This window comes from Bradyrhizobium sp. MOS003 (assembly GCF_003020125.1).
Lineage (GTDB): Bacteria > Pseudomonadota > Alphaproteobacteria > Rhizobiales > Xanthobacteraceae > Bradyrhizobium.
Map to the genome: position 1 here is coordinate 1 of NZ_PYFW01000011.1, position 23,433 is coordinate 23,433.

The following is a 23,433-nucleotide window of genomic DNA, read 5'->3' on the forward strand; positions in this document are numbered from 1 at the left end:
ACGGAGCCGGAAACTTACGAGCGAGACGAAGCCTGACAGCGCCGTCGTCCGCACGAAGCCTCGGGCTCACAGGGACTACCCGCCCTGCCCGCACCTCTCGTGCCGACGCTGCCGCGTCCATCGCAAGCCCGGCTCGCGAACATGACGACTTCAAGTCGCCCCTCTTGGTGAGCCGGGATGAGCGACACATACGCCGAAACCGAATTTCGGTAAAGTGGAATATTTTCGCGCGCGTGGATTGACACGCGGCGACACAGGCATGGTCCCGTAGCGATCGTCCGCTCAGGCCGACATCGCCCCCTTGCGTCGGGCCGGGCGGACCAACCGGACGATCTCGCAGACGGCGACGAGGCCGGCGAGCCAGGCGGCGCTGGTCAGGCCGATGCGCGTCACGATCGCGGCGGTGAAAGTGCCCTCGCCGCCGAGGAACGGTGTCGCGGCCAGCAGCGCGAGCTCGTAAATCCCATAGGCGGCGACGAGCGTGATCGCCAGCAACAGCGGCGTGCGGCCCTGCGTCAGCAGGCCGAGCACTGTCGACGCTGCCAAGGTCGACAGAACCGCAGCCGCGCCGATGACAAAGCCCCAGGCAATCGTGCTGGCGTCAACGGGATAATGCAGCGCGCTGAAACCAATGGTCTGGTTCACGAGCCAGGCGCCGATAACGACGAGCAGCGCCGGACGCTGCGGCAGCATTGCCGCGGCGACGACCGCGAAGGCCGCAAACGGCGTTGCACAGGCGAACGCAAAGCTGGCGAGCGCGCATGAGGCCGTCAGCAGCGCAAAGCAGAACATCGGCGCAAGGCGCGGCGCGACCGGGTGAAGCCGGAAGCGGTCGCCGTGAGACGGCAGGATCCCGAGAGCCATGGTTGTATCTCCTTCTCTTTAAGGTCGGGTTCAGTTGGGCGCCTGACAGCCCTGACGCAAATCAGAACGTTGCACCGGCCTTGAGCAGATAGGTGCGGCCGGGCAGCGGATAGGCGCTGAAGCGGCCATCGGTGAAGGTGCTCGCGATGGCGTAGTCGTAGTAGAGCGCGTTCAGCACATTGTTGGCGCTCAGGGACCAGAAATAGCGTTCATATCGGCCGCCGAGCTTGAGATCGATGGTGCCGTTGGCGGGGATCGGCCTCTGCGTGCCAGCCTGGTCGTTGTCCATGCGCCGCTCGCTCCAGAACCGCGCGGTGGCATCGAGCACCACATAGTCCTGCCAGATGTTCCAGGTGACACTCGCACTCGCGGTGTAGCGCGACACCAGCGGCACGTCGTTGCCGGCCCAGATGCCCTCGCGGAAGACGGCACGGGTATAGGCCATGCCGGAGCGCAGCAGCAGAGCATCATTGACGCGGTAGGACAGGCTGGTCTCCGAGCCGTAGCGGCGGGTCGGATCGAGATTGGTGTTGTAGAACAGGACCGGACTGAAATGGACCTCGTTGGTGAGATCCATCAGATACACACTGCTCTGCAGCTGCAACCCGCCGCTCTTGATGCGCAGCCCGCCCTCGATGTCCTCCGAGGTCTGGTTCTTGAGCTGAAACGTTTGCGGGATCGCGGCGAAGGTGAAGGGATCGAAGGACGGCCCCGAGGACAGGCGCTCGTCGACGTCAGGCGTGCGGAACGCGCGCGCGGCGCGGCCGAACAGCGAGACCACGTCATTGAGGCGATGCTCGGTCCCGAGATGCAGCGCATATTGGGTCTCGCTGCTCGTCAGCGGCAGCGCACCGATGTCGGCGTTGAACGGCGCGGCGGGGTCGAAATTGTCGCGTGCCGCAAGACTGATGGTCTGCACCCGCGCGCCGTAAGAGACGTCGGTGGTGGGCGCTACCCCCAATGTGTGCTGGAAATAGCCCGCGACCGTCTGCTGCCTGAGATCGTAATTGTGCCAGGCCGCGAGCCCCTGCCCGGCGCCGCGGTTCTGCTCGAAGCTCGCATCGTAATAGTCGATGCCGGTCAGGAGCTGCGACGGCATGCCGAGCAGCAGGCTCTTCACGCTGAGCCGCGGCGTGATCGACCAATTCGTCAGATGGGAGCCGACATAGGTCGACGTGAAGAAGGCCGGAACCGGCGCCGGGCTGGAGAAGAACGCGCTCTGCTGCTTTTTGTCGCGCACGCCGCCATCGACGATGAGATCGACGCCGTTGACCAGGGTTTTGGTGAAGCCCGCAGTCGCGCTGAAACCCTGCTGGTTGGCGTAGTTGAACGGCGTGCTCGTCCCTCGCCGGTTGGCCGTGAGCTCGTCGAGGCCGATGGAGGGATCGACGGTGCGGCCGCCCGGCAGTCGCAGCTCCTGATTGTCGCCGGTGACGGTGAGAAAAGCAGTCAGGCCTGGCGTCGTGTAGTTGAGGTTGCCGATGCCATTCTGCTGGGAATAGCGATTGTTGTCGCGATAGCCGTCGGTCCTGACCGTGTTGGCATAGAACGACGTCGACCACGGGCCGGAATTGAGCGAGGTCGAGACATTGCCAAGCCTGGTGTTGAACGAGCCGAAGCCGGCCTCGATGCGCGCGCTCACGGGCGGTCCGCCGACGCCAGTTTTGGTGATGATGTTGATCACACCGCCGACCGCATTGTCGCCGTAGAGCACCGCGCCGGAATTGCCGCGCGTGACCTCGATGCGCTCGATGGAATTGAGCGGGATGGTGGAGAGGTCCACCTGCGCCATGTCGACGTCGTTGAGCCGCCGGCCGTTGACCAGCACCAGCGTGTTGGCAGTGGCAAAGGCGCCGAAGCCGCGCAGGTCCACGCCGGTCTTGGCAGCGATCGGGCCGCCGTAGAACGTCGTGATCTGGGCGCCTGGCGTCTGCGTCGCGATGATCTCGGCAAGCGTCTGCGACGGCGAATGCGCGATATCCGCGGCCGTGATGACGGTCGTGGCAGCCCCGACGATGCCGCCGTTGCCGGCGGCAGCCTCACCGCCGGAGCCGGATGAGCCGACGCCATTTCCCGTCGGCGCGACATCCGCCGTGGCACGGCGCCTGGTCGCCTCGCCGTCACCCGTTGCCCTGGCGCGCGTGCGGTTCTGATCGGTGGGCTGGGTCACTTCGATCGTCGGCAACTGCTCGGCCAGGACCCGCTGGGCGAAGGCGGGCGACAGATCGAGCGATTGGAAGGAAACCGATGCGAGCAGGCCGGCGCCGAGGCGTCTGGCGGCAGAGACAACACGGGACACGATTGCAACCTCGGTATGACGTCAGTGGCACGTCACAGCGAACGAGGTTTCACGGCGAAGCGATGGATTGCTCCGGTGAAGCCGATGTCTGTACTCCCCGACCGACATCCTCGCGTGTGACCACGGCTGACGGCAGGTCTCCTGGCTCGCGGGTCGTTACCTTGCGTCGCCTTCCCAGGACCGAGTTTCCCAGTGGCATGAGACGAAAGATTCACCGCTTACAGTTGCGGGGGCAGCCGTGGCGTTGAGACAAATCCCGGCGTTGGGACGTCCCGCACCACATTCCCTTTTGATCTCCCTGAGGAGAACCGTCGCCAATCATTTAGGGGCCAACGCCTCGGCGAGTCAATCGACGGCTACGCCAAGGAACAGGTCGGCGTGGCTGGAAGCTCGTCAAGGCGAGCGGCCTCGTTCCGCTCTTCAGGCGCCGCCAAAGCCTGGCGGAGCGCGGTCTCCAGGTCCTGTTGCTGAAACGGCTTCTGCAGGATCGGAACGTGGCGGAAGTCCGCAAGCAGGCTCGCAGGGCCGTAGCCGGTGGCGAACACGTAAGGGATGCCGCGTTCTGCGATGCAGCGCGCGACCTCGAAAGTCTGCCGCCCGTTGAGATTGACGTCGAGGACGGCAACATCATACGAGAGCGCAGCCGCCTTCTCGAGCGCGTCATCGACGCGCGAGGCCATGCCCGCGATCTCACAGCCGGCATCGACGAGGGAATCCTCGAGCAGCATCATCACCAGCGACTCGTCTTCGACGAGGAAGACCCGCTGGCCAGCCAGATCGGTTGCAGATTTCATGAGGGCCTCCCGGCAGCCGTTGTTGAGATATCAAATCCGCCCAGGCTGGCGCGGATTTCTTGAAGCGACGCGCGAATGACGCAAACGACGCCTTCGGGCGCGAAGCGCAGATCGACATCGGCGCCGCCGAATTCGTGGGGCAGCCCCTGCTGAATCAGGCGGGTGCCGAACCCGCGCCGCGACGGCGGGACCACGGGGGGACCGCCCAGTTCGGTCCAGCACAACTCGAAGCGATCGTCGACCTTCCAGGCGAGGTCGACGGTCCCCGAGCTGTTCGACAGGGCGCCATGCTTGACGGCGTTGGTCGCGAGTTCGTGCAGGGCCATCGAGATGGCAAGTGCAGCCGATGGCCGCATGCGCAGATCGGGCCCGCCAAAATTGAGCCTCGCACTCTCCGGCTCGGCATGCGCGGCGAGAGCCTCGGTCACGACCTCTCTCAGCTCCGCCGCCTCCCAATTTTCCCTGACGAGCACATCGTGTGCCTTCGACAAGGCGATCAATCGCGCATCGAACGCCCTGCGCCCATCCGCCAGGCTGGATGCGTTACGCAAGGTCTGGAGCGCGAACGACTGCACTGTCGTCAGCGTATTTTTGACGCGGTGATTGAGCTCGTTGACCAGCAGTTCGCGATGGCGCTCCTGCCGCTTGCGCTCGGTGATGTCGATGGCCGCACAGACCGCGCCCTGGAACACACCGGCGGCGTCGACGATCGGAGACGCCTGGAAGATTGCGGTGGCCGAGGAGCCGTCTTCGAAAGAGAGCTCGAGTTCCTCGCCTGCGACTTCCTCGCCGCGGGCCGCGCGCTGGAGCGGCAGTTCGGACGGCTCGACCTGGACGCGATCGCGAAGCACACGGAAGACCGGACGTTCGTCCTCGGGCGCCGACAGCGACATGTTGCTATCGGGCCGGACCCGCAACAGCCGCGCTCCATAGGCGTTGCCGAAAACGCGCTTCGCCTCGCGATCGTGGGTGAACCAGACCGCGGTCGGCACGGTGCTGACGACAGCCTCAAGCCGCGCGGCCTGGCGGCGCTGGATCTCCTCGGCATCCCTGCGAATGCGCGCCAGCTGCAAGTTGGCGCGCACCCGCGCCAACAATTCGCGCGCCGAGAACGGCTTGTTGACGTAGTCGTCGGCGCCGGCCTCCAGCCCCTCGACGCGGGCCTCTTCGCCGGCGCGCGCCGACAACAGGATGACGGGCGATCCGCGCAGATTGTCGTCGCTGCGCAATGCGCTCAGCAGCCCAATGCCGTCGAGGCGCGGCATCATGACGTCGGACAGGATGAGGTCGGGCCTATGGTGCCTCGCGGCATCCAGCGCGCCCTGCCCGTCGGCGAAGGCCTCCACCCTGTAGCCTTGGGCTTCGAGCAGACGCTTGACATAGTTGCGCAGGTCGGTGTTGTCATCCGCGAGGATGATGCGCTCGCCGCTGCCACGTGTGGAGGCGTCCGGCGTCTCACTCGTGCCCTCCAGCGTGAGATCACTGCGCAGATCCGTTGCGCCCTCGTCCTGCGGCAGCCAGCGCAGCGCCTCCTGGACATAGGCTTCGACTCCGCTTCCGGTCGTCAGGGTCGTCGCAAGGCGGCCGGCAACACGCTCTGCCGGCAGATGAGCCGATCCGAACGGGATCGTAACAGTGAAGACGCTGCCGCGGCCGAATTCGCTCGCGACGGTGATGGCGCCGCCGTGCTGCTTGATCAGCTCGTGCACCAGCGCGAGCCCGATACCGCTGCCTTCGAACGTGCGTCCTTTCGCTCCCTCGATGCGATGAAAGCGCTCGAACAGATGCGGCAGTTCGTCCGGCGGGATACCCGTGCCGGTGTCACGCACGCGCAATTCGGCCGACTTGCCGTCGGCGCTGGTGCCCATCTCGACCGCGATCTCGCCCTCGAAGGTGAACTTGAACGCGTTGGACAACAGGTTGAGGACGATCTTCTCCCACATTTCGCGATCGACGTGGACGTCGTGCGGCAGCGCCGGACAGGCGATGGTCAGCCGCAAACCGGCCCGGTCGGTCGCCGAGCGAAAGTTCGAGGCGAGTTCGGCGGTGAACGCGGCAAGATCGGTCGGAACGAAGCTCGCCCGCACCCGTCCCGCCTCGATGCGGGAGAAGTCGAGCAGGCTGTTCACCAACCGCAGCAAGCGGAGCGAATTGCGATGCGCGATGTCGAGCCGCTCACGCTGCACCTCAGGCAGCGATGTCAGCGAGGTATCGTTGAGCGCGTCCTCGATCGGGCCCAGCATCAGGGTCAGCGGGGTGCGGAACTCGTGGCTGATATTGGAGAAGAACGTCGTCTTGGCGCGGTCGATCTCAGCCAGCGCCTCGGCACGTCGACGCTCCTCCTCATAGGCCTGCGCATTGGCCAGGCTGGCACCGATCTCGCCGGCCGCGAGTTCGAGAAAATTGCGATAGTCGTCGTCGAACAGCCGAAACGGATTGAGACCGGTGACGAGCACGCCCTTGCGGGCCGTCTCGCCGCGGGCCGGAATCGGGATCACAGCCGCCTGCCGCGGCGGCACGTCCCAGGCGCCGCGCGGGCATTCGGCCCCGAAGCGGGCGGCGAGATGGGAGACCACCTGCGGCTTCTGTTCGCGGATGACCTCGGCAAGCGGCCAGAGCGACGGCCCCTCCATCGGAAGCTGCGACAGCGCCGCGGGATGGTCGGCATCGATACCGCACCTGCCCACCAGCGCGATTTCGCGTCCGTCGGGCTCGACCAGATAGATCAGCGCGAACGGCACGTCGCGCGTGTCCGTTGCGAGCGCAAGGCTCGATCGGCGGCAAGCCTCCGGGAGGCTACGCGTTTCGGCGGTCGTCGCCGCAAGCTCGCGCAGCAGCGCAAGCTGCCGGTCGCCGATGACACGGCGGGTATCGTCGGTATTGGCGCAGATGATGCCACCGACCATACCGTCGTCATCGGGAACCGGACTGTAGGAGAAGGTGTAATAAGTCTCCTCCGGATAGCCGCTCCGCTCCATGATCAGAAGCTGCTCTTCGACGTAAGTGCCCTCGTCGCCTCCCATCGCCGTCGCGAGCATCGGGCCGATGTCGGTCCAGATCTCGCGCCAGACTTCCGCGGTCGGCCGGCCCAGCGCCCAGGGATGCTTGCCGCCGATGATCGACTTGTAGGCATCGTTGTAGAGATAGATCAGCTCCCGTCCCCAGCCGATCCAGATCGGCTGGCGCGAGGTCAGCATGATGCGGACGGCCGTCTTGAGGCTGCGCGGCCAGTTTTGCGGCTCCCCGAGCGGAGTGCTGGTCCAGTCGTGGGCGCGCATGCGTGCACCCATTTCTCCACCGCCTGAGAGGAAATCAGCGGGAGCCCTCGCCGTTGTTGGCTCGACAGCACTGTTCACTGGGGGCCCCGACGCACGCGACGCGCGCACGCAATTGTCACTGTGCCGAATGCCTTGTCGAACCGGTCTTGATCACCGCCCGTTCACCGGCATCGACCAGTTGGCCGATCCCGGTGCGTCCCGTGAGCGCGCAGCGGATGATGCTCTCTGCCACCGACCGGCGGAAACCGTGATCCTCACCCGCCGGACGCTCGCGGCAGATCCGATCAAGCGCCAATTTCATGTTGATCCGCGTCCGGGTGTCGAAATGCTCGCCGATCATTCGTCCAGCCCCTCACATTAGTGTCCAAGCACAAAACGCTGATGGGGGCGGTCGGGTTCCATCCGGAAAAGTCGAACCGGGGTCATGCTCGCCCTCGGGACCGCTGGGCCTGGGCCCAGGCGACAGCGACGTCGCGGGGCGGCACATCGACGCGCTTGACCGGGGTCAATTCGCCGGAGGCCGAGACAATCGCGGTCTCCTCGCGGTGGCAGCGCGTACAGACGAAGCGGACCTCGTGCGGGGTTGCCATCCAGCTCGACCGCTTCACATTGACCGCCATCGGCCAGGCATCGCAATGCGAGCACGACACCAGAAATCGACCGGGATCGAGCATACCCATTTTCATCGGACTCCGCGGCCTGCCTGCCCTTCAATGGCTAACCCATGTGAATCGTTCCGGTGCCCGGGCACCGCCACCGGGTGCGCCACGAGAACGGCAGCTCAGCGCGCGCCCTTGAGGGTGCAGGAGGTGGTGCAGGTGACCGTGGTGCCGCGATCACACGATTTGCAGGCACTGACGCATTGGTTCATGTCACGGGGATTGTAGCTATAGTTCCGCAGCGGACAGGTCGAGCCGGTGATGTCCTGCTCCTGGCCGCAGGCCGCCGTCATGAGCGCGATGATGATCACGGCAACGAGGCGCATGGGATTGCCCTGTCAGGCATGGCGATGATGTTCACGGGGTGCGCTGCATTGCAACGAAGCCCGGCATTCCCACTGCGAGCAATCGTGGATGCGCGACGCTCGCATCCCGCCAGGATGCGCGCCAAACCTTAAGAACGGATTGCCGGCGTCAGGCCGCAGCCTGGGTCGCGATCGCCTGCCGCATGTCCACCGCCAGCTGACGGTACTGCTCCGAAAGCTTCAGATAGAACTCGCGCTTGGTGCTGTCGGTGGCGAGCTTGGCGATCAGCTCGCATTCGGCGGTGAGCGTCTCGAACCGTTCCAGCCTGTCCTGAAGTTCTGTCATCGGCGTGTCCCCATCAAACGCCTCAAGGACATTCAACCTAAGCCCGGGAAATAGGTCACGGCGAACATCGTTATCGAGTAGAATCAATTTTTCCCGTGCGGCAGCCTATTTGCTGTCCAGCCGCCAGGCGCCGTCCCACCCCTCCTTCGGCGGGCTGGCCTCGAATTGCGCGATGCGGCCGAGCATGGTGCGCGATGGGCCGTCGCCGGGCACGACTTCGAGCGCGGCATTGAAGACGGCGCGCGCCTCGTCGAACCGCCGGGCCCGATACGCCGCGAGCCCTTCGGCATAGTGCGCGCGCAGGCTGTCCTGTGCGCCGGTGAGCGCGCCCGCCCGCGCCATTACCTCGAAGATCGCCTGCGGCGCACTCTGGCCGGCGACCGCCAGACGATCGATCTCGCGCAGCTCGAGCCGCGATCCGATCGCCTCGGCCGTGGCCTGCGAGATCAGGATCCGGGTGCCGTAGACCTTGTTGACGGCCTCCAGCCGCGAGGCCAGGTTCACGGCATCGCCCATCACGGTGAAGCTCATCATCAGCTCGGAGCCGATGCTTCCGGTCAGGACCTCGCCGGTGGCGATGCCGATCCGCAAATCGCACGGCGCGGGCATCGCGCGAATGCCGAGCAGGTCGGGCAGCTGACGCTGCAACGCGGGCATCTGGTCGGCCATCTCGATGGCTGCGACGCCGGCAAGGAGTGCCTGCTCGTCCTCCTCGACGAAGGGCGGGCCCCAATAGGACATGATGGCGTCGCCGATATATTTGTCGATGATGCCGCGATTGCTCCTGACGGGTGCGGACATCACCGTGAGATAATGGTTCATCACCTTGACGAGGCCGCGCGGCGTCATGCCCTCGCTCATCGCGGTGAAGCCGCTCATGTCGCAGAACATGATGGTCATGACCCGGCGCTCGCCGTCGATCGCGACCTCGGGCCGGTCGATCAGGCCCTGCACCACCTTGGGATCGATGTAGCGGCCGAAGGTCTCGCGGATGCGCTCGTTGTGCCTGAGCTGCTCGGTCATGCGGTTGAACGCCGCGGCAAGCTCGCCGATCTCGTCCTGCGTGGAGACGGTGATGGACTTGTCGAAGCGGCCCGCCTCGACCTCGCGGGCTCCGGCGAGCAGCAGCCGAACCGGACGCGTGATGCCGCTGGACACCAACAGCGCGAAGGCGAAGCCGACGATCGCCGCGAGCAAGGTCACGACGCCCGAAACGACGATGGCCTGACGCTGGCGGCTGATCACCTGCGATGTCGAGAAGAAGACCTGGGCGAGCATATCGGCGCGGATCGCATCGACCTTGCGGTTGAACGCATCGCGCAAGCCGTCGAGCTGTTCCAGCGTGCCCCGCGCCTCGGTCATCTCCTTGGCTTCGACCTGCTTGAGCAGCTTCGCATTGCCCTCGTCCAGATCGCGCCTCAGCTCGGCGACGGCGGTCTCGATGCGAACGTCGATCCGTGCCAGCGCGGCATTGTCGGATTGCGTCCTGGGATCGTCGATGATCGCATTGATGAGCTTGCGCGCGCTTTCGGCCTCCTCCTCAAACTTGCGGTCCAAGGCCTCGAAGTCGCGAAGCCGCGCCGCATAGGATTCCTCGTCCGACGGCGAACCCATCCTGATCATGACCATCCGCCGCAGCGCCAGCGCCCGCTCCAGCGAGCGGACGTTGGCACGGGCCAAATGGCTATAGGCCGGGATGTAGCGGCTGGTCAGTTCGTCCAGCAGGACGCCGACCTGGCTCGACATCACCATCGACAGGATCGAGGTGACCAGCATCAGGACGATCAATCCGAGGGCGATGCCGACGATCTTGCGCCGGATCGACTGGTTGAAAATCGGCATAGGTGCGGGGGCAATGGCCAAGAGGATGGAACTGGGAACTCAATACACCGGATTTGGCCTTGGGAACATGCGCATCTGCTCGCCCGTGACGTCGTGAGCCGTTGGAAGTCGCATACAACCCGAATGCGTTAACGAAGGTTGAAGGCACTGCCCTTTCCGCGCCTTCGGAAGTTCCCCAGTTCCAATCCGTATTTTGCCGCATTGTTGCGACAGCGTGAGGAATGCGAAACGATGTCGTGGCATCGTTCGGTGTCTTTGATTCTCAAGCCGCCTGTCGTCGCGGACCTTGGTTTGTAATGGTTTCGCAGGGGGGACCATGGAATGAACCAGTGCCTACGCTCGCTCGCGTGTCTCGTTGCCGTCGCAGCAGTTGCACTCCTCCCCACCGAGCTGGCGGCGAAGAGCAGCCACAAATCGTCCGCGCCGAAGAAGTCGCATGAGGCCAAGGCGAGCAGCAAGGCGGTCAAGCAGCGCCATGCTGCGGTGAAATCCCGCCATGGCAAGCATGCCGAGGCCAAGCGCAAGTCGAAGAAGACCGACGACGAGTCGTCGGCGAAGCCGGCCGCTCCGCCGCTGACCGGCGACCTCGCCGCGCTGAAGGATGCGATCGACCTTACACGCAAGGGCAAGACCGATGATGCGAGCGCGGCGCGCGAGCGCATCGTCGATCCCGCCGGACAGAAGCTCGCCGACTGGTTCATGCTGCGCCATTCCGAGAGCACGGCGAATTTCAAGCGTTATGCCGCCTTCCTCGCCGCCAATCCGGATTGGCCGAGCAGCGCCCTGCTCCGCCGCCGCGCCGAGGCGCGGCTGTGGCAGGAGAAGGCCGACGCGGCCACCGTGCACAAATTCACCATGGACCGCCCGACCAGCGCCAAGGGTAAGTTCGCCCTCGCCCGCGTGTTGCTCACGGAAGGCGATACCGACAGGGCCACGCGCTTCGTGCGCGAGGCCTGGCGCACCGACGAATTGTCCGAGCGCAGCGAGGAAGACGGTTACGAGGCGTTCCGCGATCTCCTCACCACCGAGGATCATCGCGCCCGCATGGACAAGCGGCTCGGCGCCAAGGACTATGCCGGCGCCCGGCGCGCCGCAAAACGGCTCGGCGAGGATGCGCTCGCGATCGTCAAGGCCTGCGCCGCCGTGACCGGCAAAGCCAGCAAGGCCGGGGATGATCTCGAAGACGTCCCGGCCGAAGCGCGCCGCGATCTCGGCTATGTGCTGTGCCGCGCCCAATGGCACCTGCAGAAGGACCGCATCGACGACGCCGCCGAATTGATCCTGGCCGCCGCACCCGACACCATGGCCGCCCAGGACACCGACGCCTGGTGGCGCGAGCGTCGCCAGCTCGCGCGCAAGCTGCTCGACCAGGGCAAGTTCAAAACGGCGTATGACGTGGTGCGCACGGCCGCGGTGCCCGACAAGGAAGTCTACCGCGTCGACTATCACTTCATGTGCGGCTGGATCGCGCTGCGCTTCCTTGGCGATCCCCAGGCGGCGATGGTGCACTTCGCCGCCATCGACGAAGGCTCGGCCAATCCGATCGCGCTGTCGCGTGCCAATTACTGGCGCGGCCGCGCCGCCGAGGCGATGGGTGCGAGCGCCGATGCGCGCCTGAGCTACCGTGCGGCGGCGCGCTATCCGACCGCCTATTACGGCCAGCTCGCGCGCGCCAAGCTCGGCCTCGACCGCATCGAACTGCGGCCGCCCTCGCCCGTGCTGGCCGCGCTCGACACCCCGCCCGCGGACGAGCGCGTGCGTGCCGCCGACATGCTCTACGGCATTGGCGAGCGCGACACGGTGTTTTACTACGCCGAGGATTTCGCCCGGGAGAGCACCGACGTCGCGGCCCTCGAAGCACTCGGCGCATTGGCCGGACAGCGCAGCGACGCGCGCGTCATGCTGGAGGTCGGCAAGTCGGCGCTGGCGCGCGGGCTTGCGCTCGACCATTACGCCTTCCCGACCATCGGCATCCCCGCGCACCAGCAGGTCGCACCCGCGATCGAGACCAGCGTGATCTATTCGGTGGCGCGTACCGAAAGCTCGTTCGACCAGCGCGACAAGTCGGCGGCCAACGCGGTCGGGTTGATGCAGGTGACGCCCGAAGCCGGCCGCGACACCGCCAAGCGCTTCGGCCTGACTTACGACTGGGGCAAGATGGTCTCAGATCCCGTCTACAACACGCAGATGGGCGCGGCCGAGCTCAGCGCGCTGCTGTCGGAATATCGCGGCAACCAGATCATGACCTTCGCCGGCTACAATGCCGGCCGCGGCCGCGTGCGCGAATGGGTGCAGGCCCGCGGCGATCCCCGGGATCCCAACGTCGATCCGGTCGACTGGGTCGAGCGCATCCCGCTGTCGGAGACGCGCAACTACGTCCAGCGCGTAATGGAGAACGTGCTGGTGTACCGCGCCCGGTTCGAGGGTAGCGGCATGGTCGCCGGCAAGAGCGACGAGCGCGTGGTGACGAAGGACGCCAGCGCGAAGGCGACGCCGGCGGATTAGCTACCGGAGTCGTAGGGTGGGCAGAGGCGCACTTGCGCCGTGCCCGCCGTTCTCAGATCAACCAGGATGGTGGGCACGCTGCGCTTTGCCCACCCTACGAGATCCTGCCTCAATCCACCTTGATGTTCGCAGCCTTGATGATCGGCCACCATTTGGCGATCTCGGCCTTCTGGCGGGCGCCGAGCGCTTCGGGGGTGAGCTGGTCCTTCGGTGTCATCTCCAGGCCCTGGCCTTCGAGCTGCTTCCTCACGGCGGGGTCGTTCAGCGCCTCCACGGCGGCGGCGTTGAGCTTGGTCACGATCTCCTTCGGCGTGCCCTTCGGCACCCACAGGCCCGACCACAGCGTCATGTTGAAGCCCTTCAGGCCCGCCTCCTCGGCGGTCGGTATATCGGGCGCGGAGGCCAGGCGCTTGTCGTCGGTGATGGCATAGGCGCGGATAGTGCCGGCGCGAACCTGGGCGATCGAGTTGGAGGTCTGGTCGACGATGACGTCGATCTGGCCGGCAATGAGGTCGTTCAGCGCCGGCGCGGTGCCGCGATACGGCACGTATTGCAGCTTGATGCCGGAGACGCTCTCGAGATAGACGCCGGCGATGTGGCTGCCGGAGCCCGCGCCGGCGGTGCCCGCCGTCGGCGGCGACGGCCGGGACTTCAGCCACTCGATCAGCTCTTTCAGCGACGTCGCAGGCACCGTGTTCTTGCTGACGACGATCATCGGGTTGCTCGGCAGCAGCACCACGGGCTCGAGGTCGGTGACGAGGTCGTATTTGAGCTTGTAGACGGCGCCGTTGGCGACGTGGGTGCCGAGATGGCCGAACGAGATGGTGTAGCCGTCCGGCGGCGACTGCACGGCACGGCCAACGCCGATCGAGCCGCCCGCGCCGGTGACATTCTCGACCACGAGGGGCTGGCCGAGCGCAATGCGCATCCGCTCGGCGAGCACACGCGCCATCGCATCCGACGGTCCGCCGGCCGCGAAGGGCACGATGATGGTGATGGGATGGGTGGGATAGTCATCGGCGCGCGCGGCGCCGGTCACAGCGAGAACAGCGAACAGCGCAGCCCAGACGGCCTTCGTCATTGTCTTCTCCCAGCAATGTCATTGTTGTTTTTCTTCACCTCTCCCCGCATGCGGGGAGAAGTCGAATTCGTGCGCAGCGCGAATTCGGGTGAGGGAGTACAGATCTCACGACGATCTCATTCGCGGAGAGAGGCCCCTCGCCCCGACCCTCTCCCCGCAAGAACGGGGAGAGGGAGAGGTCTTTAGAACTGCGTGTAGTCGATCGGCTTGTGGCGATCGAGCGTGCGGTCGACCTTCGGCAACGGATATTTCAGGCCGGTCGCGCAGTTGAACAGCATGACGCGGTCGGCTTTCGAGACGCGGCCGTCGGCGAGGCTATCCTTGTAGGCGGCATAGGTGGCGGCGCCTTCGGGGCACAGCAAGAGCCCCTCCTCGCGCGCGACCTCGTTCAGGGCCGCCGAGATCTTGTCGTCGTCGACCGCGATGGCGAAGCCCTTGCTCTCGCGCACGGCGCGCAGGATCAGGAAATCGCCGATTGCCTGCGGCACGCGGATGCCCGAGGCGATGGTGTGGGCGTCCTCCCAGCGCGTCGCATGCTCGGTGCCGGCATCATAGGCGCGCACCATCGGCGCGCAGCCGGAGGCCTGCACCGCGACCATGCGCGGGCGCTTCGAGCCGATGAAGCCGATCTTCTCCAGCTCGTCGAACGCCTTCCACATGCCGATCAGGCCGGTGCCGCCGCCGGTCGGATAGAAGATCACGTCGGGCACGTCCCAGCCGAGCTGCTCGGCGAGTTCCAGGCCCATCGTCTTCTTGCCCTCGATGCGGTACGGCTCCTTCAGCGTCGAGGTGTCGAACCAACCGACCTTGGCCTTGCCCTCGCCGACGATCTTGCCGCAATCGTCGATATAGCCGTTGACGCGGTAGACGGTGGCGCCCTGCAGCTCGATCTCGCTGACATTCACCTCGGGCGTATCGGCCGGGCAGAAGATCGTGGTCTTGATGCCGCAGGACGTCGCGTAGGCCGCGAGCGCAGCGCCCGCGTTGCCGTTGGTCGGCATTGCCATGTGCTTGACGCCGAGCGCCTTCCCCATCGACACCGCCATCACCAGGCCGCGCGCCTTGAACGATCCCGTCGGCAGCCGCCCCTCGTCCTTGACGATGATCTCGCCGCCGCCGAGCTTCTTGGCCAGCTTGGGAAGGCGGATCAGCGGTGTGGTCACCTCGCCGAGCGAGACGATGTCATGGCATTTGCGCACCGGCAGCAGCTCGCGGTAGCGCCACATGTCGGCGGGGCGCTGGGCCAACGCGTCCTTGGTCAGCGCCTTCTTCACGCCGGCGAGGTCGTAGCGGACGAGAAGCGGCTTACCGGCCTTGGAGAGATTGTGGATCTGGTCGGCGGCGTAATGATCGCCCTCCATCGCGCATTCGAGATGGGTGACGAAGGTCGGGCGTTCGATGGTGAGATTGTCGTTGTCTTTCACAACTGTTCTTTCGTTTGGGTTGCAGTTAGATATTCAATAAGAACCACCGTGCGGGGTCCGGCCCGCAGCATCGGGGTACTTTGCATCGACCGCGATGTTATCGTCTCTGCAAAGACCGGAATACCCCCAAATAAGAAGATGATCCCCGGGACGGGCGCGCGTTCCCAGATGACCTATAAAGTCTTCGTATTCGTCGAAGATTAGCATCAATGGAGCAGAACTTCCTGCATACATTCGGTGCTCCAGAATAATCGGTTCACGCTCCGAAAATTCGCGAACCTTGGCGAGCAATTCCGGCGCAAGGATATCGTTGCCCGCCTCCGACCAATCGTCACAAGCCGCCATTGCAGGTCCTGCTCTAGATATTCAGTACCCGCCCATACGCATCCAGCACAGCCTCCTTCATCATCTCCGACAGGGTCGGATGCGGGAACACCGTGTGCATCAGCTCTTCCTCGGTCGTCTCGAGGTTCATCGCGACGACGTAACCCTGGATCAGTTCTGTGACCTCCGCGCCGACCATGTGGGCGCCGAGCAGCTGGCCGGTCTTCTTGTCGAAGATGACCTTGACCAGGCCCTGATCCTCGCCGAGCGCGATCGCCTTGCCGTTGCCGACGAAGGGGAAGCGGCCGACCCGGATCTCGCGGCCGCCCTCTTTCGCCTTGGCTTCCGTCAAGCCAACTGAGGCGACCTGCGGGTGGCAATAGGTGCAGCCCGGGATCAGGTTCTTGTCCATGGGATGCGGATGCAGGCCCTTGATCGCCTCAACGCAGATCACGCCCTCATGCTCGGCCTTGTGGGCGAGCATCGGGGGACCGGCAACGTCGCCGATCGCGTAGATGCCGGGGACGTTGGTCTTGCCGTAGCCGTCGATCACGACACAGCCGCGGTCGGTCTTCACGCCGAGCTTTTCGAGGCCGAGATTCTCGATGTTGCCGACGACGCCGACGGCGGAGATCACACGCTCGAACTCTGTCGTGGCAGGCTTGCCCTTGCCGTCGTCGATGGTGGCGACGACGCTATCGGCCTTCTTCTCAAGCTTCGTCACCTTGGTCGAGGACATGATCTTGATGCCCTGCTTCTCGAGCCGCTTGCGCGCAAGGCCAGCGATCTCGGCGTCCTCGACGGGCAGGATCTGCGGCAGCACCTCGACGACGGTGACCTCGGAGCCCATGGTGTGGAAGAACGAGGCGAACTCGATGCCGATCGCGCCGGAGCCGACCACCAGCAGCGATTTGGGCATCTTCTCCGGGACCATCGCCTCGAAATAGGTCCAGACCAGCTTCTTGTCGGGCTCGAGCCCCGGCAGCACGCGGGGACGCGCGCCGGTCGCGACGATGATGTGCTTGGCCTGATAGCTTCCCTCGCCCAGCGCGCCCTTCGGCGCTTCGGCGTCGGACTTCTTCACGGTGATCTTGCCGGGGGCGTCGATCGCGGCGGAGCCCCAGATCACGCTGACCTTGTTCTTCTTCATCAAGAAGCCGACGCCGTCGTTGAGCCGCTTCGAGACGCCGCGCGAGCGCTGCACCACCGCCTTGGGATCGAACGAGATGTTGTCCGCCGACAGGCCGTAATCCTTGGCGTGCTGCATGTAGTGGTAGATCTCGGCCGAGCGCAGCAGTGCCTTGGTCGGGATGCAGCCCCAGTTCAGGCAGATGCCGCCGAGATAGGACTTCTCGACGATCGCGGTCTTGAGGCCGAGCTGGGCGGCGCGGATCGCGGCGACATAGCCGCCGGGACCGGAGCCGATGATAATGACGTCGAAGGATGTGTCGGCCATGGCGGCTCCCGTTCAACTCAAGAGGCGCCGCGAGCGCGGCGCTTGACCAGAAAAGACCTCATCAGCCATTCAAGCATCACCACCAGAGCCATCACGGCCAGCGCGGTGAGCACGATCGGCTGAGCGATGTTCCGTGCCAGTTGCTCGCCGGCAAGGAACGCAGAGTGCAGAAAATCGAGCCCAATCGGGTTGAGCGCGACGACGGCGCCGAGCAGCAGCGATATCCATGGCCAGCGGGTACGGACATGCAAAATTGCCCCCTCTGCCGCGGCGTCAGACCATCATCATCACGGGGTTTTCGATCAGCTGCTTGAAGGCGCCGATCAGCTCGGCGCCGAGCGCGCCATCGATGGCGCGGTGATCGCAGGACAGGGTCACGCTCATCATGTGCGCGATCTCGATCTTGCCGCCGCGCACGACGGGCCGCTCTTCGCTGGTGCCGACCGCGAGGATGGTGGCATGCGGCGGGTTGATCACGGCGGTGAAGTGGCTGATGCCGTACATGCCGAGGTTGGAGACGGCGGTGGTGCCGCCCTGGTATTCCTCGGGCTTCAATTTACGGGAGCGAGCGCGCGCGGCGAAATCCTTCATCTCGTTGGAGATGGTGGAGAGCGTCTTGGTCTCTGCCTTCCGGATGATCGGCGTGATCAGGCCGCCGGGCATTGCGACCGCGACGCCGACGTCCGAATGGTGGTGCTTGACCATGCCGCTTTCGGTCCAGCTGACGTTGCAGTTCGGGATCTTCTGCAGCGCGACCGCCATCGCCTTGATGACGAAGTCGTTGACCGAGATCTTGTAGAGCGGCTTCTTTTCCTTGTCCTTCGGCGCGGCGGCGTTGATCTCCTCGCGCGCGGCGAGCAGCTTGCCGATGTCGCAGTCCATGGTCAGGTAGAAGTGCGGAACGTTCTGGATCGACGCGGTCAGGCGCTGCGCGATGGTGCGGCGCATGCCGTCATGCGGGACGACCTCGTAGGAGCCGGGCTCGAACAGCGACAGGATCTGCTTGTCCGACATGGTGGGTGCAATCGAGGGTGCGCCGCCGGACGGTGCCGCAGCGGGGGTCTTGAGACCCTTGCCGGACTTGGCCTGCTCGACGTCGCGCGCGACCACGCGGCCGTGCGGGCCGGTGCCAGTGACCATGCCGACATCGATGCCGGCTTCTTTGGCCAGACGCCGCGCCAGCGGCGAGGAGAACACGCGGCCGGCGTGGCCGTTGCTCTGCGCGGCCGGTGCTGCGGCCTGCGGCGCAGGTGCAGCAGCGGGCGGCGGGGCAGCTTTGGGCGCGGCAGGCGCTGCTGCGGGAGCCGCAGCAGGAGCCTCAGCGGGCTTGTCTGCTTTCGGAGGCGCGGCCGAAGCGCTGGGCTTGGCGGCACCCGCAGCCTTGACGTCCTCGCCCTCGCTGGCGAGCACCGCGATCACGTCGTTGACCGGGACGTCCTGCGTGCCCTCGGGGACCAGGATCTTGGCGATCGTGCCCTCGTCGATCGCCTCGACCTCCATGGTCGCCTTGTCGGTCTCGATCTCGGCGATGACGTCGCCGGATTTGACCTTATCGCCTTCCTTCTTCAGCCATTTGGCGAGGTTGCCCTTCTCCATCGTCGGCGAGAGAGCGGGCATCAGGATGTTGATGGGCATGCTGACCTCAAGACAAACTTTGCAAAAATTCGCCCCCGGAAGCGAGGACGAACAGACCAGGTTTAGTTGCCGATGTCGCCCTGCCAGAGGCGCTCATTGGCAGGGATGGAACGCCAATTCTTCATCATTGTGATGGAGCGGTCGTCGGCAAGATCGATCCAGGGAATACCGAACTTGTCGAGGATGTCCTTGGATCCCTCGAAAGTGACGGACTCTCCGATCACCACGAGCTTGACCTTGAACAGCCCCAGTGCGCCCGCGCACATCGAGCACGGCGACAGCGTGGTGTACATGACGGTGTCATGAAACGAGATCGCGCCGGCCTCGCGCAGACAGCTCATCTCGCCGTGCAGGATCGGATTGTTCTCCTGCACCCGGTTGTTGTGGCCGCGGGCGATGATCTTGTTGTCGCGCGTCAGCACGGCGCCGATCGGCAGGCCACCCTGCGCGATCGAGGCCTCCGCCTCGCGGATCGCCTCCAGCATGAAATCGAAATGATGAGCTTCGATCGCCACGGTCAGTGCCCCTTGCCGCGCGGCGTGGTGGTGCCGGTGTCGGTCGGACGTTCGATCTCGGCCTGGAACATCTCCAGGATCCGGTTCAGTGCGTCCTCTTCGGTATATTCGCTCTCGCGCGCATAAGCACGCGCAGCATGACGGGCGAGATCGACCAGCAGCAAGCCCCACATGTCGGGCTCCTCGAAGGCCCGCTGGAACGCCATCGACAGCCCGCCGTCCAGCACGAACACGCGCAGGATCTCGACCGCGTCGTCGCGGGCGAGGACGTCGGGTGGCAACGGCTGCTCCTTCGGGCCCGCCATGGTCTACCTGTAGCAGACGGCTTTGGCGGCCTCGACCACTTCGGCCACTGAGGGCAGCGCGAGCTTCTCCAGGTTTGCCGCATAAGGCATCGGCACGTCCTTGCCGGAGACGCGCGCAACCGGCGCGTCCAGATAGTCGAAGGCGTTCTCCATGATACGCGCGGCGATCTCGGCGCCGACCCCGCTCTGGGCCCAGCCCTCTTCCACCGTGACGGCGCGACCGGTCTTCTTCACCGAGTTGATGATGGTCTCGGTGTCCATCGGGCGCAGCGTACGCAAATCGATCACCTCGGCCTCGATGCCCTCCTTGGCGAGTTCGTCGGCGGCCTTCAGCGCGTAGGTCATGCCGTTCGACCACGAGACGATGGTGACGTGACTGCCGGAGCGCGCAATTCGGGCCTTGCCGATCGGGATGATGAAATCATCGAGTTTGGGCACCTCGCCGGTGTGGCCGTAAAGCACCTCGTTCTCGAGGAAGATCACCGGATTGGGATCGCGGATCGCGGCCTTGAGCAGGCCCTTGTAGTCGGCGGCCGAGAACGGCGCGACGACCTTGAGGCCCGGGACGTTCGAGTACCAGGCCGAATAATCCTGGCTGTGCTGGGCGGCGACGCGCGCGGCCGCACCGTTGGGCCCGCGGAACACGATCGAGCAGCCCATCTGGCCGCCGGACATATAGAGCGTCTTGGCAGCGGAATTGATGATCTGGTCGATCGCCTGCATGGCGAAGTTGAAGGTCATGAACTCGACGATGGGCTTGAGGCCCGTCATGGCGGCACCGACGCCGACGCCAGCAAAGCCGTGCTCGGTGATCGGGGTGTCGATCACGCGCTTGGCGCCGAATTCCTGGAGCAGGCCCTGCGTCACCTTGTAGGCGCCCTGATATTCGGCGACCTCTTCGCCCATCACGAAGACGTCGGGGTCGCGGCGCATCTCTTCGGCCATCGCATCGCGCAAGGCTTCGCGGATCGTCTGCGTGATCATCTCGGTGCCGGCGGGCACTTCGGGGTCGGGCTCGGCGACGGCCTGCGGCGCTGGCGCGGCTTTGGGCGCCGGCGCTTCGGCCTTCGCAGCAGCAGGCGGTGCGGACTCCGCGGCTTTCTCCTGCTTCGCCGGCGCGGACGCCTTGGCGAGGTCGTCAGCGCTTTCGCCGTCGGCGAGGATGGTCGCGATCGGCGTGTTCACCGCGACGTCAGCGGTGCCCTCGGGGATCAGGATCTTGCCGAGCGTGCCCTCGTCGGTCGCCTCGACCTCCATGGTCGCCTTGTCGGTCTCGATCTCGGCGATCACGTCGCCGGATTTGATCGTCTCACCCTCTTTTTTCAGCCATTTGGAAAGGTTGCCCTTCTCCATCGTGGGCGACAACGCGGGCATCAGCACTTGAATTGGCATATCGACTCCAAAAGAAAGCTTGCGCGCGTTTAGCGGTAAATGTCGGTCCAGAGCTCGGCGGCATCCGGCTCGGGATCATGCTGGGCGAAATCGGCGGACGCGTTGACGATGTCGCGCACCTCGGCGTCGATCGCCTTGAGGTCGGCCTCGCTGACCTTGGCGGCCAACAGGCGGTTGCGCACCTGCTCGATCGGGTCCTGGTCGTGGCGGACCTTCTCGACTTCCTCGCGTGTGCGATATTTTGCAGGGTCGGACATCGAGTGGCCGCGATAGCGGTAGGTCTGCATCTCGAGGATGAAGGGGCCCTTGCCGGCGCGGCACCAGGCCGCAGCCTCTTCGCCCGCGGCCTTGACGGCGCGGACGTCCATGCCGTCGATCTGCTTGCCGGGGATGTTGAACGACGCGCCTCGCTTGGAGAAGTCCTGCTGCGCCGAGGCGCGCGAGACCGAGGTGCCCATGGCGTAGCGGTTGTTCTCGATGACGTAGATCACCGGCAGCTTCCAGAGCTCGGCCATGTTGAAGCTCTCGTAGACCTGGCCCTGGTTGGCGGCGCCGTCGCCGAAATAGGTGACGCTGATATTGCCGTTACCGCGATAATTGTTGGCGAAGGCGAGACCGGTGCCGAGCGAGACCTGGGCGCCGACGATGCCGTGGCCGCCGTAGAAGTGCTTCTCCTTGCTGAACATGTGCATGGAGCCGCCCTTGCCCTTGGAATAGCCGCCGCGGCGGCCCGTGAGCTCGGCCATGACACCGTTGGCGTCCATCCCGGTGGCAAGCATGTGGCCGTGATCGCGATAGCCGGTGATGACCTGATCGCCCTGCTTCAGGGCCATCTGCATGCCGACCACCACGGCCTCCTGGCCGATATAGAGGTGGCAGAAGCCGCCGATCGCGCCCATGCCGTAGAGCTGGCCGGCTTTTTCCTCGAACCGCCGGATCAGGAGCATGTCGCGGAGCGCCTTGAGCTCCTGCTCCCTGGTGAATTCCGGGGGCGAACCGCCGTCGGTCTTGTCTTGTGGAGTGGTTGCGGCGGCTTTCTTGGGTGCGGCCATGGGAATTCCGGGTCAGAGAAAACTTTCGTCCTCTCTAACCCAACTCAAACGCCCTTGGAAAGCACCGCAGCCATGCGGGGCAAGTTTCGTTATGCCGCACTGCAACGTGGTCGAAATATTGCACAATGTTTGGCGCTCATCGGGCAACATTAGCTCCAAACTCACGGCAAGGTGTGTGGAGAGCCAGATCGCAGACACGCCGAGGTCATTCGCGCGACGGCAACGCGCTCTGCGCATATCCTGATCGCGTCGGATCGATGGAATCAGTGAGAGGTCGCTGGGCTCGCGGAGGCAGCAGCGCGCGCCGAGCCCGCACTACTTCGCCGGGATCATCCGAACGAGATCGCGCGGATTGACGTAGTCGAGCTGGAAGCGCGCCCGCTCGTCGAGCATGTCGGGGTCGATCCGCTCGGACCGCAGCAGCGACACCCGCTGCTCGCTCCTGGCACGCTCACGCTTGAGCTGGGCCAGCTCGCTGGTCAGCGCGATGATCTCCTGGTCGAGTTCCTGGCGCGCGTTGAGGCCGTATTTGCCGGTGTAGGCGTTGACGCCGAAATAACCGACGATGGCCGCTGCCATCGCATAGAGGGCAAGACCGGTCAGGATCGATTTCAGGCGCGCGCGGGAGACCATCTTGGGAAGATGGGACAGGTTGGTTAAGGGAGTGCTAATTGCCCCCCCTACGCCCAACACTTCTCGTCATGCCGGGTCACGACGTCATGGCCGGGACGTCCAGCGGCGAAGACGCGCTTCGCGCTTTTGCCCGGCCATGACGGAGAGAGTGAGGCCTCAGCCGTGGTGCTTGGCGACGTGCGCGGCGAAGGCGTCGATATAGGCCTGGAGCACCGGCTTCAGCGCCTCCTTCACGAGATTGCCGTCCGCGTCGAAGGCATCGCCGACCGCGTTCAGATAGGCCTCCGGCTGCTGCATGATCGGGCCGGAAATACCCGGCAGGATGTTCTGCAGCGTCTTTGCGGCGCTGACGCCGCCGAGCGGGCCCGGTGAATTCGAGATGATGCCGACCGGCTTGCCGTTGAACGAGCTCTTGCCATAGGGGCGCGAGGCCACGTCGATGGCGTTCTTCAGCACGCCCGGGATGGCGCGGTTGTATTCCGGCGTGACGAAAATGACGCCGTCAGACTTCTGCAGCTTGTCGCGGAAGGCCAGCCAGTCCGCGGGCGGCGCGCCCTCGAGGTCCTGGTTGAAGAACGAGATGCCGGCCGGCGTGACGACCTCGAGCTTGAGCGTATCGGGCGCAAGCTTGGCCAGCGCATTGGCGATCTTCAGCGAGAAGCTGTCCTTGCGCAGGCTGCCGGCGATCGTGACGATGTTGTAGGCCATGAGGTGTCCTTGAGGG

22 protein-coding genes and 1 riboswitch are annotated in these 23,433 nt (G+C 65.2%); of the genes, 1 reads left to right on the forward strand and 21 read right to left on the reverse strand.

The genetic code is table 11. The annotated features are described in order from the left end of the window. Positions 1-282: 282 nt before the first annotated feature. From C7G42_RS30640 to C7G42_RS30675, 9 genes are all read right to left on the reverse strand, one after another. The gene (locus C7G42_RS30640; RefSeq protein WP_106952622.1) at positions 283-864 is read right to left on the reverse strand and encodes a hypothetical protein; all 582 of its coding nucleotides are present in this window, start codon (positions 862-864) and stop codon (positions 283-285) included. A 61-nt stretch (positions 865-925) separates the two neighbouring features. Next, positions 926-3,163, reverse strand: a complete 2,238-nt coding sequence (locus C7G42_RS30645; RefSeq protein WP_106952623.1) for a TonB-dependent receptor — start codon at positions 3,161-3,163, stop codon at positions 926-928. A 114-nt stretch (positions 3,164-3,277) separates the two neighbouring features. Continuing rightward, a riboswitch (cobalamin riboswitch) is annotated at positions 3,278-3,491 on the reverse strand. Positions 3,492-3,519: 28 nt separating this feature from the next. Continuing rightward, positions 3,520-3,957 carry a response regulator gene (locus C7G42_RS30650; RefSeq protein ID WP_106952624.1) on the reverse strand — a complete coding sequence of 146 codons (438 nt, stop codon included), beginning with the start codon at positions 3,955-3,957 and terminating at the stop codon, positions 3,520-3,522. Continuing rightward, positions 3,954-7,247 carry an ATP-binding protein gene (locus C7G42_RS30655; protein ID WP_106952625.1) on the reverse strand — a complete coding sequence of 1,098 codons (3,294 nt, stop codon included), beginning with the start codon at positions 7,245-7,247 and terminating at the stop codon, positions 3,954-3,956. The genes C7G42_RS30650 and C7G42_RS30655 overlap by 4 nt, the downstream gene beginning before the upstream one ends. Positions 7,248-7,350: 103 nt before the next feature. Continuing rightward, entirely contained in the window at positions 7,351-7,575 is a 225-nt protein-coding gene (locus C7G42_RS30660; RefSeq protein WP_106952626.1) for a hypothetical protein, read from the reverse strand. A gap of 82 nt (positions 7,576-7,657) precedes the next feature. Beyond that, positions 7,658-7,921: a hypothetical protein gene (locus tag C7G42_RS30665; protein WP_245428073.1), complete on the reverse strand. Its 264-nt coding sequence runs from the start codon at positions 7,919-7,921 to the stop codon at positions 7,658-7,660. 95 nt (positions 7,922-8,016) lie between these two features. Further along, positions 8,017-8,220: a hypothetical protein gene (locus C7G42_RS30670; protein ID WP_106952628.1), complete on the reverse strand. Its 204-nt coding sequence runs from the start codon at positions 8,218-8,220 to the stop codon at positions 8,017-8,019. A gap of 148 nt (positions 8,221-8,368) precedes the next feature. Continuing rightward, complete coding sequence (locus tag C7G42_RS35550; protein WP_199581227.1) at positions 8,369-8,545, reverse strand: hypothetical protein; 177 nt, start codon at positions 8,543-8,545, stop codon at positions 8,369-8,371. A 105-nt stretch (positions 8,546-8,650) separates the two neighbouring features. After that, a complete protein-coding gene (locus C7G42_RS30675) occupies positions 8,651-10,387 on the reverse strand; it encodes an adenylate/guanylate cyclase domain-containing protein (protein ID WP_106952629.1) in 1,737 nt (578 codons plus the stop codon). A gap of 321 nt (positions 10,388-10,708) precedes the next feature. Between C7G42_RS30675 and C7G42_RS30680 the strand changes: the two genes are divergently transcribed. Then, on the forward strand, positions 10,709-12,892 hold the full coding sequence (locus C7G42_RS30680) for a lytic transglycosylase domain-containing protein (protein WP_106952630.1): 2,184 nt from the start codon (positions 10,709-10,711) through the stop codon (positions 12,890-12,892). A 109-nt stretch (positions 12,893-13,001) separates the two neighbouring features. On the opposite strand, the gene C7G42_RS30685 is transcribed toward C7G42_RS30680, so the two are convergent. From C7G42_RS30685 to C7G42_RS30735, 12 genes are all read right to left on the reverse strand, one after another. Beyond that, the gene (locus C7G42_RS30685) at positions 13,002-13,973 is read right to left on the reverse strand and encodes a tripartite tricarboxylate transporter substrate binding protein BugD (RefSeq protein WP_106952631.1); all 972 of its coding nucleotides are present in this window, start codon (positions 13,971-13,973) and stop codon (positions 13,002-13,004) included. Positions 13,974-14,155: 182 nt separating this feature from the next. After that, complete coding sequence (locus tag C7G42_RS30690) at positions 14,156-15,397, reverse strand: threonine synthase (protein ID WP_106952632.1); 1,242 nt, start codon at positions 15,395-15,397, stop codon at positions 14,156-14,158. 33 nt (positions 15,398-15,430) lie between these two features. Beyond that, positions 15,431-15,742: a hypothetical protein gene (locus C7G42_RS34920; RefSeq protein ID WP_147250309.1), complete on the reverse strand. Its 312-nt coding sequence runs from the start codon at positions 15,740-15,742 to the stop codon at positions 15,431-15,433. A 13-nt stretch (positions 15,743-15,755) separates the two neighbouring features. Continuing rightward, positions 15,756-17,177, reverse strand: coding sequence for a dihydrolipoyl dehydrogenase (gene lpdA, locus C7G42_RS30695; protein WP_106952633.1), 1,422 nt, complete (start codon positions 17,175-17,177; stop codon positions 15,756-15,758). Between the two features lie 17 nt (positions 17,178-17,194). Further along, on the reverse strand, positions 17,195-17,428 hold the full coding sequence (locus C7G42_RS30700) for a hypothetical protein (protein ID WP_106952634.1): 234 nt from the start codon (positions 17,426-17,428) through the stop codon (positions 17,195-17,197). 22 nt (positions 17,429-17,450) lie between these two features. Continuing rightward, positions 17,451-18,812 carry a pyruvate dehydrogenase complex dihydrolipoamide acetyltransferase gene (locus tag C7G42_RS30705; protein ID WP_106952635.1) on the reverse strand — a complete coding sequence of 454 codons (1,362 nt, stop codon included), beginning with the start codon at positions 18,810-18,812 and terminating at the stop codon, positions 17,451-17,453. 62 nt (positions 18,813-18,874) lie between these two features. Next, the gene (locus C7G42_RS30710) at positions 18,875-19,327 is read right to left on the reverse strand and encodes a nucleoside deaminase (RefSeq protein WP_028141599.1); all 453 of its coding nucleotides are present in this window, start codon (positions 19,325-19,327) and stop codon (positions 18,875-18,877) included. A gap of 2 nt (positions 19,328-19,329) precedes the next feature. Then, on the reverse strand, positions 19,330-19,632 hold the full coding sequence (locus C7G42_RS30715) for a DUF5076 domain-containing protein (RefSeq protein ID WP_027529768.1): 303 nt from the start codon (positions 19,630-19,632) through the stop codon (positions 19,330-19,332). Between the two features lie 3 nt (positions 19,633-19,635). Beyond that, on the reverse strand, positions 19,636-21,024 hold the full coding sequence (locus C7G42_RS30720) for a pyruvate dehydrogenase complex E1 component subunit beta (RefSeq protein WP_106952636.1): 1,389 nt from the start codon (positions 21,022-21,024) through the stop codon (positions 19,636-19,638). Between the two features lie 29 nt (positions 21,025-21,053). Then, entirely contained in the window at positions 21,054-22,076 is a 1,023-nt protein-coding gene (gene pdhA / locus C7G42_RS30725; protein ID WP_106952637.1) for a pyruvate dehydrogenase (acetyl-transferring) E1 component subunit alpha, read from the reverse strand. Positions 22,077-22,391: 315 nt separating this feature from the next. Continuing rightward, positions 22,392-22,709: an FtsB family cell division protein gene (locus C7G42_RS30730; RefSeq protein ID WP_028141594.1), complete on the reverse strand. Its 318-nt coding sequence runs from the start codon at positions 22,707-22,709 to the stop codon at positions 22,392-22,394. Between the two features lie 156 nt (positions 22,710-22,865). Next, on the reverse strand, positions 22,866-23,417 hold the full coding sequence (locus C7G42_RS30735; protein ID WP_106952638.1) for an NADPH-dependent FMN reductase: 552 nt from the start codon (positions 23,415-23,417) through the stop codon (positions 22,866-22,868). Between the last annotated feature and the right edge of the window lie 16 nt (positions 23,418-23,433).

Coding starts and splice junctions, on each gene's coding strand:
- C7G42_RS30640 (WP_106952622.1), bottom strand. CDS start 864: ATGGCTCTCGGGATCCTGCCGTCTCACGGCGACCGCTTCCGGCTTCAC.
- C7G42_RS30650 (WP_106952624.1), bottom strand. CDS start 3,957: ATGAAATCTGCAACCGATCTGGCTGGCCAGCGGGTCTTCCTCGTCGAA.
- C7G42_RS30655 (WP_106952625.1), bottom strand. CDS start 7,247: ATGGGTGCACGCATGCGCGCCCACGACTGGACCAGCACTCCGCTCGGG.
- C7G42_RS30660 (WP_106952626.1), bottom strand. CDS start 7,575: ATGATCGGCGAGCATTTCGACACCCGGACGCGGATCAACATGAAATTG.
- C7G42_RS30665 (WP_245428073.1), bottom strand. CDS start 7,921: ATGAAAATGGGTATGCTCGATCCCGGTCGATTTCTGGTGTCGTGCTCG.
- C7G42_RS30670 (WP_106952628.1), bottom strand. CDS start 8,220: ATGCGCCTCGTTGCCGTGATCATCATCGCGCTCATGACGGCGGCCTGC.
- C7G42_RS35550 (WP_199581227.1), bottom strand. CDS start 8,545: ATGACAGAACTTCAGGACAGGCTGGAACGGTTCGAGACGCTCACCGCC.
- C7G42_RS30675 (WP_106952629.1), bottom strand. CDS start 10,387: ATGCCGATTTTCAACCAGTCGATCCGGCGCAAGATCGTCGGCATCGCC.
- C7G42_RS30680 (WP_106952630.1), top strand. CDS start 10,709: ATGAACCAGTGCCTACGCTCGCTCGCGTGTCTCGTTGCCGTCGCAGCA.
- C7G42_RS30685 (WP_106952631.1), bottom strand. CDS start 13,973: ATGACGAAGGCCGTCTGGGCTGCGCTGTTCGCTGTTCTCGCTGTGACC.
- C7G42_RS34920 (WP_147250309.1), bottom strand. CDS start 15,742: ATGGCGGCTTGTGACGATTGGTCGGAGGCGGGCAACGATATCCTTGCG.
- lpdA (WP_106952633.1), bottom strand. CDS start 17,177: ATGGCCGACACATCCTTCGACGTCATTATCATCGGCTCCGGTCCCGGC.
- C7G42_RS30705 (WP_106952635.1), bottom strand. CDS start 18,812: ATGCCCATCAACATCCTGATGCCCGCTCTCTCGCCGACGATGGAGAAG.
- C7G42_RS30715 (WP_027529768.1), bottom strand. CDS start 19,632: ATGGCGGGCCCGAAGGAGCAGCCGTTGCCACCCGACGTCCTCGCCCGC.
- C7G42_RS30720 (WP_106952636.1), bottom strand. CDS start 21,024: ATGCCAATTCAAGTGCTGATGCCCGCGTTGTCGCCCACGATGGAGAAG.
- pdhA (WP_106952637.1), bottom strand. CDS start 22,076: ATGGCCGCACCCAAGAAAGCCGCCGCAACCACTCCACAAGACAAGACC.
- C7G42_RS30730 (WP_028141594.1), bottom strand. CDS start 22,709: ATGGTCTCCCGCGCGCGCCTGAAATCGATCCTGACCGGTCTTGCCCTC.
- C7G42_RS30735 (WP_106952638.1), bottom strand. CDS start 23,417: ATGGCCTACAACATCGTCACGATCGCCGGCAGCCTGCGCAAGGACAGC.